Consider the following 16,814-nt stretch of genomic DNA (forward strand, 5'->3'; position numbering starts at 1 on the left):
CAACTTCACCTACATTGACCAAGTGGTAAAAAGACGCGTTCCAAAACGCGCAATCAATCAGAGGGGAAGTTCATGCATAGCAATTCCTTCAATTTCGCCATTTCCAGAAGAAATCTGATCAAAATTGCCGGCGCCTCCGCCGCGGTGGCTGCAGCGGGTATTCCAAGCCGCCTGCTCGCTGCCGACCCGACAAAGGTGGCAGCCGTTTATACCGTCCCGGTCGAGCAGCAGTGGGTTAGTCGTATTCACAAGGCGGCCAATACCGCCAAGGAGCGCGGCGACATCGAATATGTCTATTCGGAAAACACCGCAAACAACGATTACGAGCGCGTCATGCGCGAATATTGCGAGGCGGGCCACAAGCTGATCCTGGGCGAGGTCTTCGGCGTCGAGGATGCCGCCCGCGCCGTCGCCAAGGACTATCCTGACGTCGCCTTCCTAATGGGCTCGAGCTTCAAGCCCGATGCCGCCGTGCCGAACTTCTCGGTGTTCGACAACTATATCCAGGACGCATCCTATCTGTCTGGCATCATCGCCGGCGCGATGACCAAGTCCAAGAACATTGGCATGGTGGGAGGCTACCCGATCCCGGAGGTCAACCGGCTGATGAACGCCTTCATGGCCGGCGTGAAAGAAGTTGCCCCGGACACCAAGTTCCAGGTCGCCTTTATCGGCTCGTGGTTCGATCCGCCCAAGGCCAAGGAGACGGCGTTCGCCCAGATCGATGGCGGTGCGGATCTGCTGTATGCCGAGCGTTTCGGCGTGTCCGATGCCGCCAAGGAAAAGAAGATCCTGGCGATCGGCAATGTCATCGATACCCAGGCAGACTATCCGGACACCGTTGTCGCCTCCGCGCTGTGGCATTTCGAGCCGACGCTCGACAAGGCGATCGCCGAGGTGAAGGCCGGCAGTTTCAAGGCCGACGACTACGGCGTCTATTCCTTCATGAAGAACGGCGGCTGTTCGCTAGCACCTCTCGGCACCTTCGACAGCAAGGTTCCGGACGACATCAAGGCCAAGGTCGCTGAGAAAGAAAAGATGATCAAGGACGGCGCGTTCACCGTCGAGATCAACGACGCCGAGCCTAAGTCGAGCTAGCCTGTGCTCCCGTTCATGGGAGAGGTGGGCAACCTTGCCGGAGGGGGATACCCTTCGCCGGAAGCGACCACTCTCTCCCTGGACGGGAAAGGAAGCCTTCCCACATCGCCACTTCCGGTCACTGCCGTGTCAAGAAACCCTGCCCTTCGTCTTTCCGGCATCAGCAAGCGCTTCGGCCCACTCAGGGCAAACGAGGCCATTTCCTTCGAGCTGAAGCGGGGCGAAGTCATAGCACTTCTCGGGGAGAACGGTGCCGGCAAAACGACGCTGATGAACATTCTATTCGGCCACTATGTCGCTGACGAGGGAACCGTCGAGGCCTTCGGAAAGCCGCTTCCGCCGGGAGATCCGCGCGCGGCTCTCGATGCCGGCATTGGCATGGTCCACCAGCATTTCACCCTTGCTGACAACATGACGGTGCAGGAAAATATCGCGCTTGGCACGCAGAGCCTCTGGCGCATGCGGCTCGACAGGGCCGCAGCGCGGCGGCGCATCGAGCAACTGTCGGCCGATTTCGGCCTCGCCGTCGAACCCGCCGCCACCGTCTCCACGCTCTCGGTCGGCGAACGTCAGCGCGTCGAAATCTTGAAGGCACTCTATCGCGAAGCCCGTCTCCTGATCCTGGACGAGCCGACGGCCGTTCTAACACCCGCAGAGACCGATGCGCTGTTCCGGACACTGAAGCTGCTCGTCGCAAAGGGTCTGTCGATCATCTTCATCTCCCACAAATTGCACGAAGTAATGTCGGTCAGTGATCGGGTGCTGGTTCTGCGCTCCGGCCGGCTCGTTGGCGAGCGTGAAACGGGTTCAACCGACCGCAAAGAACTAGCCGCCCTTATGGTTGGCCAGGAGGTCAAGCCGGCGGAGGTCAACCCGGTAAAGCGGGGTGCACCGCTGCTGGCGCTCGAAAGGGTCTCCACGACGCCGTATAACGGGGCCGGCCTCGATCAAGTGTCGCTCACGCTCACGGCCGGCGAGATCACCGGCCTTGCCGGCGTTGCCGGCAATGGCCAGGCTGGCCTTGCGGCCCTCATCGCCGGCATCCGGCGCCCGACCACCGGGAGCATCTCCATCGCCGGGAGGGAAGTCGCCGACTGGTCGCCGCGCGCAGCACTCGCCCACGGCGTGGCCCGGATTCCAGAAGATCGCCACGCTATCGGCAGCATCGGCGACATGAGCGTGACGGAGAATGTCATCGGCGAACGCTACCGCAGTCCGCGGTTCAGTCGCATGGGCTTCCTGAACTGGAGGGCTGCCCGCGGCTTCGCCGAGAAACTCATCACCGACTACGAGGTCAAATGCCCCTCGCCCGAAGCCCGCATGCGCCTGCTTTCGGGCGGCAACATGCAGAAGCTAATCCTCGGCCGGGCCCTTGATCCCGACCCGACGGTCATCCTTGCAAGCCAGCCGACCCGTGGCCTCGATGTCGGCGCCGTCGCATATGTACACCGCATGCTGCTCGAAGCACGCGACAGGGGCGCGGCTATATTGCTGATATCCGAAGACCTCGAGGAGGTCCTGGCATTGTCCGACCGCGTCATCGTCATGTCCAAGGGACGCCTTTCGACGCCGTCTTCGCGCGGCGAGCGCAGCATTCGGCAACTGGGAGAGCTGATGGCGGGCCACGACGGGGAGCGCGGCGACCATGCGGCTTGAGCCAAAGCTTGCACCGTCCTTGGCGGTCACCTTGCTGTTTCCGCTGGCAGCCATCGCCACAACGCTGGTGTTGACGTCGATGCTCGTTCTCATCGCTGGCGCTTCGCCGCTGTCCGTCTTCTATCTCGTGGCCAAGGGAGCGGCCGGCTCACAGTTCGCGCTTATGGAAACCCTGACCCGTGCGACGCCGCTGATCTTCACGGGCCTGGCGATCGCCGTCGCCTTTCGGGCCAAGCTCTGGAACATCGGCGCGGAAGCCCAACTCTACATCGGTGGCGTCGTCACCGTGGTGCTGGGAACCGGCACACTACCGCTACCTTCGGTCGTTCTGATCCCGGTGATCATGGTCGCCGTCATGGCCGCAGGCGCGCTGCTTCTGCTCGGCCCGGCCGTGCTGAAGACCCGCTTCGGCGTCGATGAGGTGGTCACCACGTTGCTGCTCAACTTCATCGTCCTGCTGTTCGTGTCGATGCTGCTTGAAGGTGTACTCAAGGACCCGATGGGGCTCGGCTGGCCGCAATCGCAAAAGGTCATCGCTGAAGCCCAACTGCCGCGCCTCATCCAGGGCAAGCGCCTGCACTACGGCTTCGCCATAGCGCTTGTTTCGGCCGTTCTCGTCTGGGTCGTCATGAAAAAGACGGTTCTCGGCTACGAAATGCGCGCCGTCGGCCACAATCCCGAGGGGGCACGTTTTGTCGGCATTCTGGTCAACCGCACGCTGATGAAGACGGCCTTGCTTTCGGGCGGGTTGGCCGCACTTGCAGGCTTTTCCGAAGTCTCGGGGCTCAAGGGAAACCTGACGCTCGACCTGTCGCCAGGCTACGGTTACACCGGCATCGTCGTCGCGATGCTCGCCATACTCAATCCGCTCGGCGTCATCGCATCGGCCATCTTCGTCGCCGGCATCTTCGTCGGCGCCGATGCCATGAGCCGTGCCGCCAAAGTGCCGAGTTACATAGCCGACGTCATGGTTGCGACTTCGCTTCTGTCGATGGTTGTCGCGATCCTTCTGGCGCGATTCCGGATCAGGTGGAGATGACATGGACGCGCTTGAAATCCTCTTCACCGCCTCCTTCTGGGTTGCCGCCATCCGGATCGCATCCCCGCTGATCTTCGCGACCATGGGCGAGTTGATATGCGAGCGCGCGGGCGTTCTCAATCTGGGCATCGAAGGGATCATGACGGCCGGGGCTTTTGCCGGCTGGTTCACCGTCTATTCTGGCGGCGATCTTTGGGCCGGCGTGCTGGTCGCGGCCATTGTCGGCGCCATGTTCGGCTTGCTGCACGCCACACTCACCGTACCGCTCGGCCTGTCGCAACACGTCGTCGGCATCGGCATCACGCTGCTTGCCACGAGCTTGACCTACTTCACCTATCGGCTTGCGCTGCCCGAGGTGACGTCGCCGCCGAAGATTGAGCCGTTCCAGCCGTTGCCGATCCCGGGTCTTTCCAGCCTTCCCGTCATTGGCGAGGCGCTGTTTTCCCAGACGCCGCTGACCTATCTCGCGCTCGTGTCAGTCGCAGCCGTCGCCTGGATCCTTTACCGCACGCCCATTGGCCTTGCCGTTCGCGCTGTCGGCGAAAACCCCTCGGCGGTCGAGGCCCAGGGCATTTCCGTGACCGGCATCCGCACGGGTGCCGTCGCCATCGGCAGCGCGCTGATGGCGGTGGGTGGCGCCTTTCTCACTACTTCGGCCTTCAATTCCTTCTTTTTTCAGATGATCAATGGGCGCGGCTGGATTTGTATCGCGCTGGTCGTCTTCGGCTCCTGGCGGCCAGGGAAGGCGCTGATCGGCGCTATACTATTCGCCGCCTTCGATGCTTATCAGGTTCGCTTGCAACAGATATCGGGCGGCATCGTGCCCTATCAGGTTTTCCTGATGATGCCCTATGCGCTGTCGATCCTGGCGCTGATCCTGGTCGCGCGCCGCGCCACCTATCCCAAAGCTTTGATGATCCCGTACCAGAAAGGCGAAAGATGAGTTTCGACCTTATCGTAAAGGGCGGCACGCTGCCCGACGGAACCGCTGCCGATATCGGCATCAAGGGCGACAGGATCGCCGCGATCGAGCCCAGCATCGATGCCGAGGCCGGTCGCGTCGTCGATGCCTCGGGCAACCTCGTCAGCCAGCCTTTTGTCGATCCGCATTTCCATATGGACGCAACGCTGTCCTATGGCCTGCCGCGTATCAATGCCTCGGGCACGCTCCTCGAAGGCATCACGCTGTGGGGCGAACTCAAGCCGCTCCTGACCCATGAGGCCGTAAAGGAGCGCGCGTTGGCCTATTGCGATTGGGCGGTGTCGATGGGGCTCCTGGCCATCCGCACCCATGTCGATACCTGCGACGACCGCCTCCTGGCAGTGGAAGCCCTGCTCGAAGTCAAGAAGCAGATCGCGCCCTATATCGACCTTCAACTCGTCGCCTTCCCCCAGGACGGTCTCTATCGCTCGCCGAATGCGCGCGAGAACATCATTCGCGCCCTCGACCTGGGCGTCGACATCGTCGGCGGCATCCCGCATTTCGAGCGGACCATGTCCGAGGGCATGCGGTCCGTTACCGAACTTTGCGAGATCGCGGCCAAGCGTGGCCTGATGGTCGACCTGCATTGCGACGAAACTGACGACCCGCTTTCGCGCCATATCGAACAGCTTGCCTATGAAACTAAGAGGCTCGGCCTGCAGGGCCGGGTGGCCGGTTCGCACCTCACCTCGATGCATTCGATGGACAACTACTATGTCTCGAAGCTGCTGCCGCTGATTGCGGAGGCCGGTGTCTCGGCAATTCCCAATCCGCTCATCAACATCATGCTGCAGGGGCGGCACGACACCTATCCCAAGCGCCGCGGCATGACGCGGGTACCAGAGATGCTGAAGGCCGGCATCCGCACCGGCTGGGGCCAGGATTGCGTGCTCGATCCATGGTACTCCCTCGGCACAGCCGACATGCTCGACGTCGCCTTCATGGGATTGCACGTCGCCCAGATGTCCTCGCCCGCGGACATGCGCACCTGCTTCGACATGGTCACCAAGGTCAACGCCGAGATCATGGGGCTCGATCATCTCGGCCTGACCGTTGGCAAATCCGCAAGCCTGGTGGTGCTCGATGCGGGCAATCCGATCGAGGCGGTGCGCTTGCGCGCCGAGCGGCTTTGCGTCGTGGCGAATGGGAAGGTCGTGGCTGAACGCGAAAAGCACGATACGACCTTGTCCATCAAGGGCCGCCCGGCGACCATCAACCGCCGCCACCTCGTTCCGTTGGCACGTTGACCGGGCTGGACGAGAACAAGCTTCAACAGCTCAATGGACGCGCATCCCGGCAATCGCGGCAGGTGGCGTTTCTGATGCTTTTTCCGTAGGGATGCGCGGCGGCCAAGTCGCCGGCAGGGGTCCCGCATCATTCCAAACTTATCGGCTTCCGCGATGGCGGCCCGCAATTTCATCCCGCGACGTCCGCCTGTTGTGATGTCCAACAGATGATGTCGACAGCATTCCTTGCGCCCCGGAAATCAAAATTGCTTTCCGACGTTGAGCAACACACCGTGATCTGTGTCGCCCTCACTGCCTAACATGCCGCGATACTCGATCCGAAGCGCAAAATCCTGGGTCGTCTGGATGTTCGCACCGACACCAACGATAAAGCGGTCGCGGTCGAGTCCGTCAATGAGAGCGCGATAGGTCGGCCCGCTGAAGATGTCTGCATAGTTCATCGTAATAGCGCTGTCGCCGGCGAAATCGTGTTGATATTCGAGGCGAAGCTCCGGTGAGACGACACCAAAACTCGTCGGCTGGTCATAGCGCAGTGTGACCCCAACACTGCCGGTCGTCGTGTGGACGTCTTCCGCGCCATAGTGAAGCGCGGTCGATGGATCACCATTCTCGGTGAAGGCGTCCAGTTGGGCGCGCGCTATATCGAGCCGAGCGTAGGGCGACAACCCAAACCCATCGATATCATAGAGACCGCCGGCCGAGATTGACACGAACCACTGCTGGCCATCGCGTTCGCCTGAAGCGAACGTGCCATCCGACGTCACATATCGCTTGGAATCAAAGGACAGCCACTGGTATCCGACGAGGCCATCGATGAACAGGTTTCCATCTGGCTGATAACTGCCGTAGAGCGCAGCGGTGTAGCTCTCCCCCCTACTGCGGCTGCCATTGCTGCCGACATCGCTGTTGTCATGGCCGTATCCGATACCGAAGCCGACCATCAAATCGCGGTTGAACCTGTAATCCACACCGCCGCTCACACCGGTGGTTTCGAACTCGAATCCGTCAGCACCATCGCGTTCACCGACATTGATCGAGCCACCCGTCCAAATCGTCACCTTGTTGGGTCGGCCGCCCGCCGATGCGGTACCGCTTCCGGCAAGCCCTGCATCGAAAGGCATCTGGATCGAATTCGGCTGTCCGCTCCGGCATTCACCAGGGCGGTTGGAAGGCCCCCGACCTCGGCAGTCGTCCGCGAACGACAACACAATGCCCTGGACGAAGCCGACACCGCCGGCCGGCTCCTCGCGAACAGGTCCGCGAAGCGCCTCCAGACGCTGATGGAAATTCATAATCTGCGTCGTTGCAAACCGTCGCGTGGCCGCCGTCTGCGCATTCAAGATCCCGATCACCTCCGCATCAAGCGTCGGGTCGGGTCGCTCGACCACATCGAACTGAATGGTTGCCGGTTCGGAGGTAGCGTAGGCGTTCCGAAGCGTGAACGTCGCAGTGGCAGCGCCAGTGAGGGTCGGGTCTGCGGTAAAGGTCAGCACCTGACCAGAAAGCGTCGCGGTGCCTGATCCGGGCGGAGACAGGGATACCAAAGTCGCCCCGATAAATGGCCCGCCGCTCGCGCCAGCCGTCAGGTCGACGGTCACCGTCTTGCCGTTCAGCACTCCGACACGCTGCGCGACAGCAATCGGACGCGGATTGACGTTGATCGTAACGGCCGCCGGGGAGGATGTACCACCGGGGCCATGCACCCGGTAGGTAAACGTGTCAGTGCCGCTGAAGGAAGTTTCGGCTGTATAGTCGATCACGTTGCCCGAGACAGTGGCTGTACCGTGACCTGGCGTCTGAACGATTTCTACCGAAGAAATCGCGCCAATATCGTTGCCAGTTACCGCGATTGTGACCGGGTGCCCGCCGATTGTCGTGGCAACATCGCGAACGGCCTGCGGTGCATCCGGGCCAATCACAACGTTGAATGTCGCTGTTCCACTGAAGCCAAGCGCGTCGGTGGCCATTACCGTGAAGGTGAATGCGCCTTCGGACGCTGGGCTACCGGACAATTCACCGCCAGAAGTCACGCTTAAGCCGGGCGGTAACGCCCCGCTCGACAGGGTGTAGGTGTAAGGTGCCGTGCCGCCTGACGCGGTCAACGCCTGGTCGTAAGCGTGCCCTATGACGCCGGCAGGCAAGCTTGCAGGTCCCACGGCAATCGTTGGGGCCGCCACCACAAGATTGTAAGATGCCGAGACAGTGGAGGCGATGCCGCCGGTCGAATCCGTAGCGGCAACGTCGAAGCTGAACGTGCCGGCAGCGCTTGGAACGCCTGAGAGTTGGCCCGCGGCGGCTAGGCTGATGCCCGGTGGCAGCGAGCCCGCGCTAATCGCAAAGCTATAGGGAGCAACCCCACCGGTTGCCACAAATGTCTGGTTATAGGCAGTGCCGCCACTACCTGGAGGGAGAGTGGAAGGCGAAAGGCTAAGCGCAGCGTTGCCGACGATCAGACTATACGCTCTCGCTCCGGACTGCCCGTTTGCATCGGTTGCCGATATCGTCACGCCGAACGAGCCGGATTGGCTCGGCGCGCCGGACAGTTCGCCGCTTGGCGACAAGGACAGGCCAGACGGCAAGGTTCCCGCTGTCAACGCGAAATTATAGGGCCCAACGCCCCCGGACGCTGTAAGCGTTGTACTGTAGGAGGTTCCGGCGCTCGCGTTCGGCAAGGTGGTTGGCGTAAGCGCGATCGTTGGGCTGCCGACCTGAAGAACATAGTTGTTCGTCGCAACGAACGGCGCGCCTGCGCCGGTCGAGTTGTCCTGTGCCATCACCGTAATCGGGAACGCACCGGGCTGCGTTGGCGTGCCGCTCAAGGTTCCGGAAGAAAAGGACATTCCCGCCGGCAAGGGGCCTGTGACAGAGTAGCTATAGGGCTCCGTGCCGCCGCTGGCGGAAAAGGACTGATTGAATGCGGTGGCATAAGTGAGGTTCAGTGTCGACGATGGCGGGCTGATCGACACGGTCGGCGAGCCGATGTTCAGCGAGAAGGATTGCGACGTGGAAAACGGACCTGAGCCCGAGCTGCTGTCGGTTGCCGAGACCACGAGGCTGAAACTACCCGCCTGCGATGGCGTGCCCGATATTGTGAGCGTTGTCGCCGTCGTGCCGGACACAGCAAGCCCTGCAGGAAGGCCCGTGACCGCAAGGGCATAGGGGGATGCGCCGCCGGCAACACTGAACGTCTGGCTATAGGTCTGCCCGACGCTCCCGGCCAGCGCTCCGCCTGCGGAAAGCGATAACGTCGGGCTGGACACGGTCACGCTGACGAGCGCAGGCGCTGACGTCCCGGACAGATTGCTGGCTGTGTAGGTAAAGCTATCTGCCCCCGCAAAACCAGCGTCAGGCTGATATGTAAGCGAGACCCCGGATGCCACCACTGTGCCATGCTGGGGTGAGGTACCGATGGCGACAGACGTCGGGGCTCCTCCGTTAACGTTGAGCGTAACCGGATTGGCGCCGCTGCCGTAGGTAACGGTCACTGACACAGGATTGGCGACAGGTACCGGTTCCACGACATCGAGCGTAAAGAGGCGCTGGGTAGTGAAAGGCCCGGTACCGGCGGTGCTGTCGGTCGCCCTTACGGTGAAAACGAAGCTTCCGGACGCGGTTGGCGTACCCGACAAAACACCTCCCGACGAAAGCGCCAGGCCAGGAGGCAAAGCACCAGAAGCGATCGAATAAGTATATGGCGCAGTGCCTCCGGTTGCCGGATTGAGCGATGCCGAATAGCTCGTTCCACGTGTCGCATCGGCAAAGACGGTTATGGGAAGATCCAAGGTTGGGGCATTCACGGTGAATGTGTAAGCACGTGATCCCGTGAACCCGAGCGCATCCGTTGCGGTCACGGTAAAGCTGTAACTACCAGCGGCGTTCGGTGTCCCTGAAAGCGCACCCGCGGGGGATAAGCTCAAGCCCGGCGCAAGCGCTCCTGAAGTGATACTAAAAGTGTATGATGGCTGGCCGCCCGATGCCGAAATCGTCTGACTGTAGGCGGTTGCGACTTTGGGGGATGGAAGCGTCGTGGGTGAGAGCGTGACGGTTGGCGCCGCTGCCACATTCACGGTGACAGACTTCACCTCGAACCAGGCGCCGGCCCCCGTGCTGCTGTCAGTCACACGGACATTGAATGTCGAGCTTCCTGTCGCCGTCGGCGTGCCGCTGAGCGTCCCTCCACTGAAACTCATGCCCAACGGTAGCGTCCCGGATTCGTATTGCAGCGTGTAGGGCGCCACACCGCCACCCCCTGTAAATGTCACGCTGGTTGGCTGGCCGACGACTGCGTTGATCGGACCCGCCGGCGTCAGCGTCAACTGCGGATTTGCGACCGTCGTCGTATAGGACTGAGTGGCGGTCACTCCAAGGTTGTCGGTCACCCGGATGGTGAACGTGTGCGCGCCTCGAGCCGTAGGCGTTCCCGAGAAGACTCCGTTCATGAACGAGATGCCGGGCGGCAAGATGCCGCTATCGTGTGCCCAGGTATAAGGCGCAGTGCCACCCGCTGCCGTCAGCGTCTGACTGAAGCTTTCGCCTGCACGCATTGACAAGGACGACGGGCTGACGGTGATTGACGACGGCGCTCCGATCGTGACGTTGACCTGGACATCGTTTCCCAAGCCATCGTCGAAAACAAAGGCGTCGCTGGTAGCGGTGTTGCCACCACCCGCATGCGTATAGGTAACCGTCTGGCCAAGCGGGTCTGTGACCGCAGTCCCGTTGGTCGCAGGGACGTTTATACCGCCAATACCGAAGTTGGCAGGACCGTCGCATGCGCTCGCGTCGATAACGATCATCCCACCATGGGCAACGTTAACGTTGAACGGTCCGCAATTTGGCGACGGCGCCGCCTCGGCGGCCTCACTCAACAGGCCGAATGCCATCACTAAAAGCGGGAAGAGTACCGAAAGGACAATCGATCGAAGCAGGTCGGCATTCCCCATCGCCGCCGAGCGCCGCGCACAGAAAGGCATCCTTATCCCCCGAAGATTGTCCGCCCCCTCAGGCGCATATCCCGCGATTCACAATATGCAGAACACAACCTATAGTGACGTGCATTGCGCAATGCAACAACACTTAAAGACGATTCCCGATTTGAAGCAGGCATTGTTTCTTTGTTCGCCACGTCTTTGCAAAGGCGCCGCCCCCCATTGAAACCAGCACATCCCTCGGCTGAATATGGCCGAAACAACAACTTAACGAAGTGGCCAAGGGCAGGGCATGACAGAAGTTTTCCTCGGTCAAATCATGATGACGGGTTTCGATTTCGCACCGCGCGGCTTCGCGCTTGCGAATGGTCAGCTGCTGCCGATCGCACAGAACAGCGCCTTGTTCTCACTGCTCGGCACCTTCTACGGCGGCAATGGAACAACCAACTTCTGTCTGCCTAATATGCAGGGGCGGATCCCGGTCGCATTCGGTCCGTCTTATGACCCATCCTGGAATCCAACCCCGATGGAAATCGGCCAGTTTTCGGGGAGCGAAACAGTCACGCTGACCACCCCGCAGTTGCCTCAGCACATCCATCAGGGCCTGGGCACCTCCTCCACGGGTGTTTCACGCAACCCAGCTGGCAATCTTGTCGGGACCACGTCCACCGCGATCTACGGGGCAGCAACAGGGCCACAGGTTACCCTCGCCAGCGATGCTGTCGCCCCGGCTGGGGGCGGACAGCCGCACGACAACATGCAACCCTTCTGCGTCATAAACTTCTGCGTTGCTCTTGCCGGCAGCTATCCCTCACGAAACTGAGCTTCTGGAGACATGACATGAGTACACCCTATGTCGGTGAGATCCGTATGTTCGGTTTCTCGAAGGTTCCGAACGGTTGGTTTGCTTGCGACGGATCACTCCACCCAATTTCACAATATGACGTGTTGTTCACGCTGATCGGCACGACCTACGGAGGCGATGGGCAGCTGACGTTTGCCGTGCCAAACCTCAGCGGCCGCGTACCGGTCCACAACGGAAGCGGCCAGGGACTGACTCCGAGGGTCATAGGTCAACTGGGAGGAAGCGAAAACATCACACTGCTGGTCGGCCAGATCCCGGCCCATTCCCATTCGATGAACGCGACTTCGGTAGCCGCAGAAGGGACGACGATAGCCCCGACGGCCGAGTTCGGGTCCGTCACCGGCGACACACTCTATGTCACCGACACCAGCGGCTCTGCGCGCTTCGCAACGTCGAGCGCTTCGACGGACTCACGCGGCAGCACCCAGCCGCATGACAACACCATGCCCACGCTCAGTGCGCAATTCTGCATCGCCTGGGCCGGCGTTTTCCCATCTCAAGGTTGAACCGGCACGTCGCGGCGCTCGCAGCCGCCGCAACGACGAGGACAAAGCAATGACGACACCTTTCATCGGCGAGATCCAGCTATTCAGCTTTAGTTTTCCCCCGTACCAGTGGGCGTTTTGCAACGGCACGCTCATCCCTATTCAGCAGAACACTGCACTTTTCTCCCTTCTTGGCGCAGAATTCGGTGGAAATGGACAAACTAATTTCCAGCTCCCCAATTTTGCCGGGCGCGCAGCGTGCAACCGGGGCGCCAGCCCGGGGCTTAGCCCCCGCGAGATCGGTGAGAGCTTCGGCCATAACAGCATCACACTGACACAAGCTCAAATGCCGGCGCACAGTCACGGTTTTTCCGTTTTCAACCAAAACGACCCGACGAAGCGTTCCGGCACGCCGGCACCTGGCGCCGAACTCGCCTCGCCAACCACCGCAGTCTTTGCGTCAAACGCCTCGGCGAATGTCCAGTTCGCGCCAAACATGATCAACGCAGCCGGCGGAGGCGAGCCTCATGAAAACAGTCAACCCTATATCGCCGTCAATTTCAGCATTTCGCTTGCCGGCGCGTTCCCTTCCTTTGAATCCTGATGACCGGGCAATATGGTGTCTCAGCTGGCAGCTCCTAACGAACTCCGACACATCGCCGCCAGTAGCCTGACCCTCAGAACAGCGGAAATCAACGACACGCCTTTTCTGAGGGAACTTTACCGTGCCGTCCGGCTCGACGAACTGCACACACTGCCTTGGAGCCTTGTCGAAAAGCAGGCCTTCATCGATCAGCAGTTCAGCCTCCAGCATCGCTCCTATCGTTTGATGTTCCCTGACACCGAGTTTTTGCTCATCGAGCGCGAAGCGTCGCCCGTCGGGCGCTTGTACATCGACCGCAGCACTGATGCCTGGCACATTGTCGATGTAAGTATACTGCCTTCCCACCAGAGGCAGGGTATCGCCACGGTCATGCTCACAAACATGCAACGACAGGTGACATCAAAGGGCGAGAGCAGGCTCGTGCTTCATGTCGCCCACGACAACCCTTCAGCGATGCGGCTCTATCAACGCCTTGGCTTCATGCGGACCGGCGAAACGCCCACTCATTATCGAATGGAGTGGTCAGTCTCATCCGACAGACTTATCGACGCCCCTGACGAACATCAATTGTAGACGGCTTGATAGACAATGCCTGCCCGTTCTCGCGCGACGGGTACGAGGAACACATCCAAAGCACCGAGCGATGCATTCCTGAGGCGATACGTCTGCTGCGGCAAAACGACGGCTGAGGTGCTGCGGAACATCAGAGAGAAGGGCACACGCCGCGCCACGCCGCGCACATCACCCGCTAGTGGCTCGGCCTGCGCTAGGGTCAGCGGAACCGAGGCGGCACCAAGGTCGATATCGAACCCCTCCCCCACACAGCCGGCGAAATGCTCCAGTCCGACGATCTTCATAGCCCGTCCTTTTGAAGGGATGCCCGTTGAAGTTGAAACCGCGTTATCTCATTCCATCCGGACGCCCGAGTAAAGTGTATTGCCGACCAAACAGGCCTCTTGGTTAAGTGTCCATTACTGGAGAAAAGGGCCGAATCTTGCGCCACCCACGCCACCTTCGTCGCGCTCGGAAGCGGTAATGGGAACGAAACTACGCACGACCTGTTGGGATCAAGGAACGCGACGGCGAGTTTCATATAGCCGAACCGAGCCGCGCAACATTCGTGGATCGCAGGGCGATGGCAACGACTAGAAACAGTCCAGAGCATTCGGCCACACAGGGGCCGGCTCTTGAGAACCCCCATATGAGCGGTCTTTCGCTTGGTGATATCCGACAGCAAGCCGAGGATTGCCGCCGCTGCGACCTCTACAAGCATGCGACCCAGCTTGTCTTTGGTGCGGGTCCGGAAAACGCGAAACTTATGCTTGTCGGTGAACAGCCTGGAGACAAGGAAGATCTAGCGGGAAAGCCCTTTGTCGGCCCCGCAGGCACCGTATTGACCGAATGTTTGGAGGAAGCCGGCATCGAACGCGAGGCCTGCTATCTGACCAAAGCGGTCAAGCACTTCAAGTATGAGCAGCGTGGCAAGCGCAGACTGCATTCGAAGCCCAATGCCGGCGAAGTTCAGCGTTGCTCCTGGTGGCTCGGCGCCGAACTCGCCCGCCTGCGACCAGCCGTAGTCGTGGCGCTCGGCGCTACGGCATCAGGAGCACTGCTCGGAAGATCGATCAGGGTGACCAAGGATCGTGGGCGGCCGCTGGAAGTTGGTTCCCGGTTTCTGATCGTCGTAACAATCCACCCATCATACCTGCTGCGAATTCGCGATCGATTGAATGCCAATCGCGAGCGGGAGCATTTTGTTGCCGATCTGCGCCTTGCCAATGAACTGCTGTCTGGGAAAATTGAGCCGGCTGCGCGGCGACAAACAAGGTGAAATTCGCGTCCTGATCGTCGCACTATGGCCGGCCTCCAAAGGAGGAGTTTCGGAACCATTTGAGCATCTGCCCGTTTTTCGTTCGTCCTTCGGGCCACATTGATGGGCGCGGGGTACTAGTCCGAATGAATACCGAGTGGATCCAATGGCCGATAAACTGGACGAGCGCGGCGAGCCGCTGTCAGCAACGCACGATGCCGAAAGGACTACCTTCTCTGCCAGGGAAACGCGCCAGGCGGGAATGGGCAGGCGCGTTTTTTTGGTTCTTGCGGCGAGCCTAGCCCTCGTCCTGCTTGCGTGGGGAGCGGTAGAACTGACAAGCCCTGCCACCGGAGACCAGTCTAGTAGCGAAGGCAGTGTCACTGCGGCGCAACCCAAGTAATCGAGCCGCAGGTGCCAGGTTAGAATTTCACAAGGTTGGTAGCCAAGCAGGCGCGATCCGGGAGAATCGACGCCGCGTTGCTCGTTGCCGAAGATGGCGAAGCTGAAGCAGCTCGAGAATGAGAACGCGCGGCTTATAAAGATTGTCGTGGACCTGACCATGGACAGCTAGATGCCGCAGGACGCCATTCGGCTCGAGGGCATGAACAGAACGAAAATTCCACCGAAAAGCAGGAAGGAATTCGCCATTCCATTTTCTCTTGCAGGTTCGTTCCCGTTCGTTTTTAATCCGCCTACTTTCGCCACGAAAGTCAGTCGCGTTTGATCGAGGAGGGTCGACGCGATCAAGACAGACATCGTCGTCTTAATAATCGGAGGAACAACCATGTCAGCTTTCAAATGGACTCTTGCGGCCACATCCACGCTTTCACTCCTTGCTGCTTCCAATGTCTTCGCGGCGACGGAACTTCAATGGTGGCATGCCATGACGGGCGCCAACAACGAAACGGTTGAAAGGCTTGCGAAGGAATTCAACGAGAGCCAGTCGGACTACAAGGTCGTTCCAGTGTTCAAGGGTACCTATGCTGAAACATTGAACGCGGGCATCGCTGCTTTCCGTTCCAAGCAGTCGCCTGCAATCCTGCAGGTGTTCGATGCCGGCAGCGGCGTGATGCTGGGCGCCGAGGGCGCTGTGGTGCCGGTGGCGGACGTTCTTCAGAAGGGCGGCTACGAGTTCAACAAGGATCAGTACCTGCCAGGCATCGTCGCGTACTATTCCAAGGCTGACGGGACCATGCTGTCCTTCCCATTCAACTCGTCCTCGCCGATCCTCTATTACAACAAAGACGCCTTCACGAAGGCCGGCATCGATACCGCAAAGCCACCGGCCACATGGCCCGAGGTCTTCGAGGCGGCCAAGAAGATCAAGGCGAGTGGGGCGGCAAATTGCGGCCTCACATCGACCTGGCTGACCTGGATCCAGACCGAGAACTTCTCCGCCTGGAACAACGTGCCCTACGGCACGAACGAGAACGGCCTCTCTGGCCTCGAAGTCGAACTAAAAATCGACGCTGCGCTCTTCGTCGAGCATTTCCAGTCGATTGCCGACCTCGCCAAGGATGGAACGTTCCGCTATGGCGGCCGCACATCGGAAGCAAAGCAGCTGTTCATGTCGGGCGAATGCGCCATCCTGACCGAATCATCCGGCGGTCTCGGCGACATCGTGAAGTCGGGGATCAACTATGGCGTCGGCCAGCTTCCCTACTATGAAGGCCATGGTCCACAAAACACCATCCCCGGTGGCGCAAGTCTCTGGGTCTTCGCCGGCAAGAGCGACGGCGAATACAAGGGCGTGGCCGAGTTCTTCCACTTCCTCTCGAAAACGGAAACCCAGGCCCAGCTACACCAGGTTTCGGGCTATCTGCCAGTGACGCTGGCAGCCTATGAAGAAACCAAGAAGTCCGGCTTCTACGAAAAGAATCCGGGCCGGGAAACGCCGATCAAGCAGATGATGGGCAAGGCTCCCACCGAAAATTCGAAGGGTGTTCGCCTCGTCAACCTCCCGCAGGTTCGAGACATCCTCAACGAAGAGTTCGAAGCGATGCTTGCTGGCCAGAAGGATGCAAAGACGGCGCTCAGTGAAGGTGTAACGAAGGCAAACGCGGCAATCAAAGCAGCGATCGGAAACTGAACCTCTAA

The 16,814-nt window shown here is 60.3% G+C and carries 13 protein-coding genes; 11 read left to right on the forward strand and 2 right to left on the reverse strand.

Annotation, left to right across the window (positions count from 1 at the left end):
* The first annotated feature begins 72 nt into the window (after positions 1–72).
* The 5 genes from IB265_RS35385 (at position 73) to IB265_RS35405 (ending at position 6,022) form a co-directional block, all read left to right on the forward strand.
* The gene (locus tag IB265_RS35385; RefSeq protein ID WP_057251369.1) at positions 73–1,098 is read left to right on the forward strand and encodes a BMP family protein; all 1,026 of its coding nucleotides are present in this window, start codon (positions 73–75) and stop codon (positions 1,096–1,098) included.
* A gap of 126 nt (positions 1,099–1,224) precedes the next feature.
* Entirely contained in the window at positions 1,225–2,754 is a 1,530-nt protein-coding gene (locus IB265_RS35390) for an ABC transporter ATP-binding protein (RefSeq protein WP_112996710.1), read from the forward strand.
* The gene (locus tag IB265_RS35395) at positions 2,744–3,793 is read left to right on the forward strand and encodes an ABC transporter permease (RefSeq protein ID WP_113736916.1); all 1,050 of its coding nucleotides are present in this window, start codon (positions 2,744–2,746) and stop codon (positions 3,791–3,793) included. The genes IB265_RS35390 and IB265_RS35395 overlap by 11 nt, the downstream gene beginning before the upstream one ends.
* Before the next feature lies 1 nt (position 3,794).
* Entirely contained in the window at positions 3,795–4,736 is a 942-nt protein-coding gene (locus tag IB265_RS35400; RefSeq protein ID WP_192496140.1) for an ABC transporter permease, read from the forward strand.
* Entirely contained in the window at positions 4,733–6,022 is a 1,290-nt protein-coding gene (locus IB265_RS35405) for an amidohydrolase family protein (protein ID WP_192496141.1), read from the forward strand. The genes IB265_RS35400 and IB265_RS35405 overlap by 4 nt, the downstream gene beginning before the upstream one ends.
* Before the next feature lie 239 nt (positions 6,023–6,261).
* On the opposite strand, the gene IB265_RS35410 is transcribed toward IB265_RS35405, so the two are convergent.
* Entirely contained in the window at positions 6,262–10,995 is a 4,734-nt protein-coding gene (locus IB265_RS35410; protein ID WP_192496142.1) for a putative Ig domain-containing protein, read from the reverse strand.
* Positions 10,996–11,242: 247 nt separating this feature from the next.
* Between IB265_RS35410 and IB265_RS35415 the strand changes: the two genes are divergently transcribed.
* From IB265_RS35415 to IB265_RS35430, 4 genes are read left to right on the forward strand one after another with little or no spacing between them, the layout of a single operon-like run.
* Positions 11,243–11,773: a phage tail protein gene (locus tag IB265_RS35415; RefSeq protein WP_192496143.1), complete on the forward strand. Its 531-nt coding sequence runs from the start codon at positions 11,243–11,245 to the stop codon at positions 11,771–11,773.
* A gap of 17 nt (positions 11,774–11,790) precedes the next feature.
* Positions 11,791–12,321: a phage tail protein gene (locus IB265_RS35420; RefSeq protein ID WP_192496144.1), complete on the forward strand. Its 531-nt coding sequence runs from the start codon at positions 11,791–11,793 to the stop codon at positions 12,319–12,321.
* A 49-nt stretch (positions 12,322–12,370) separates the two neighbouring features.
* Positions 12,371–12,904 carry a phage tail protein gene (locus IB265_RS35425; RefSeq protein WP_192496145.1) on the forward strand — a complete coding sequence of 178 codons (534 nt, stop codon included), beginning with the start codon at positions 12,371–12,373 and terminating at the stop codon, positions 12,902–12,904.
* Positions 12,905–12,916: 12 nt separating this feature from the next.
* Positions 12,917–13,477 carry a GNAT family N-acetyltransferase gene (locus IB265_RS35430; protein ID WP_192496146.1) on the forward strand — a complete coding sequence of 187 codons (561 nt, stop codon included), beginning with the start codon at positions 12,917–12,919 and terminating at the stop codon, positions 13,475–13,477.
* On the opposite strand, the gene IB265_RS35435 is transcribed toward IB265_RS35430, so the two are convergent.
* Positions 13,468–13,761: a DUF6916 family protein gene (locus IB265_RS35435; protein ID WP_192496147.1), complete on the reverse strand. Its 294-nt coding sequence runs from the start codon at positions 13,759–13,761 to the stop codon at positions 13,468–13,470. The two genes, IB265_RS35430 and IB265_RS35435, sit on opposite strands and share 10 nt — an antisense overlap.
* A 278-nt stretch (positions 13,762–14,039) precedes the next feature.
* Between IB265_RS35435 and IB265_RS35440 the strand changes: the two genes are divergently transcribed.
* Together IB265_RS35440 and ugpB are read left to right on the forward strand one after the other, a co-directional pair.
* Positions 14,040–14,735 carry a UdgX family uracil-DNA binding protein gene (locus IB265_RS35440; protein WP_192496155.1) on the forward strand — a complete coding sequence of 232 codons (696 nt, stop codon included), beginning with the start codon at positions 14,040–14,042 and terminating at the stop codon, positions 14,733–14,735.
* Between the two features lie 766 nt (positions 14,736–15,501).
* Positions 15,502–16,806, forward strand: a complete 1,305-nt coding sequence (gene ugpB / locus IB265_RS35445) for a sn-glycerol-3-phosphate ABC transporter substrate-binding protein UgpB (protein WP_192496148.1) — start codon at positions 15,502–15,504, stop codon at positions 16,804–16,806.
* Positions 16,807–16,814 lie beyond the last annotated feature (8 nt).

It is taken from the genome of Ensifer sp. ENS10 (assembly GCF_014852025.1).
In the GTDB taxonomy this organism is placed as follows: Bacteria; Pseudomonadota; Alphaproteobacteria; order Rhizobiales; family Rhizobiaceae; genus Ensifer.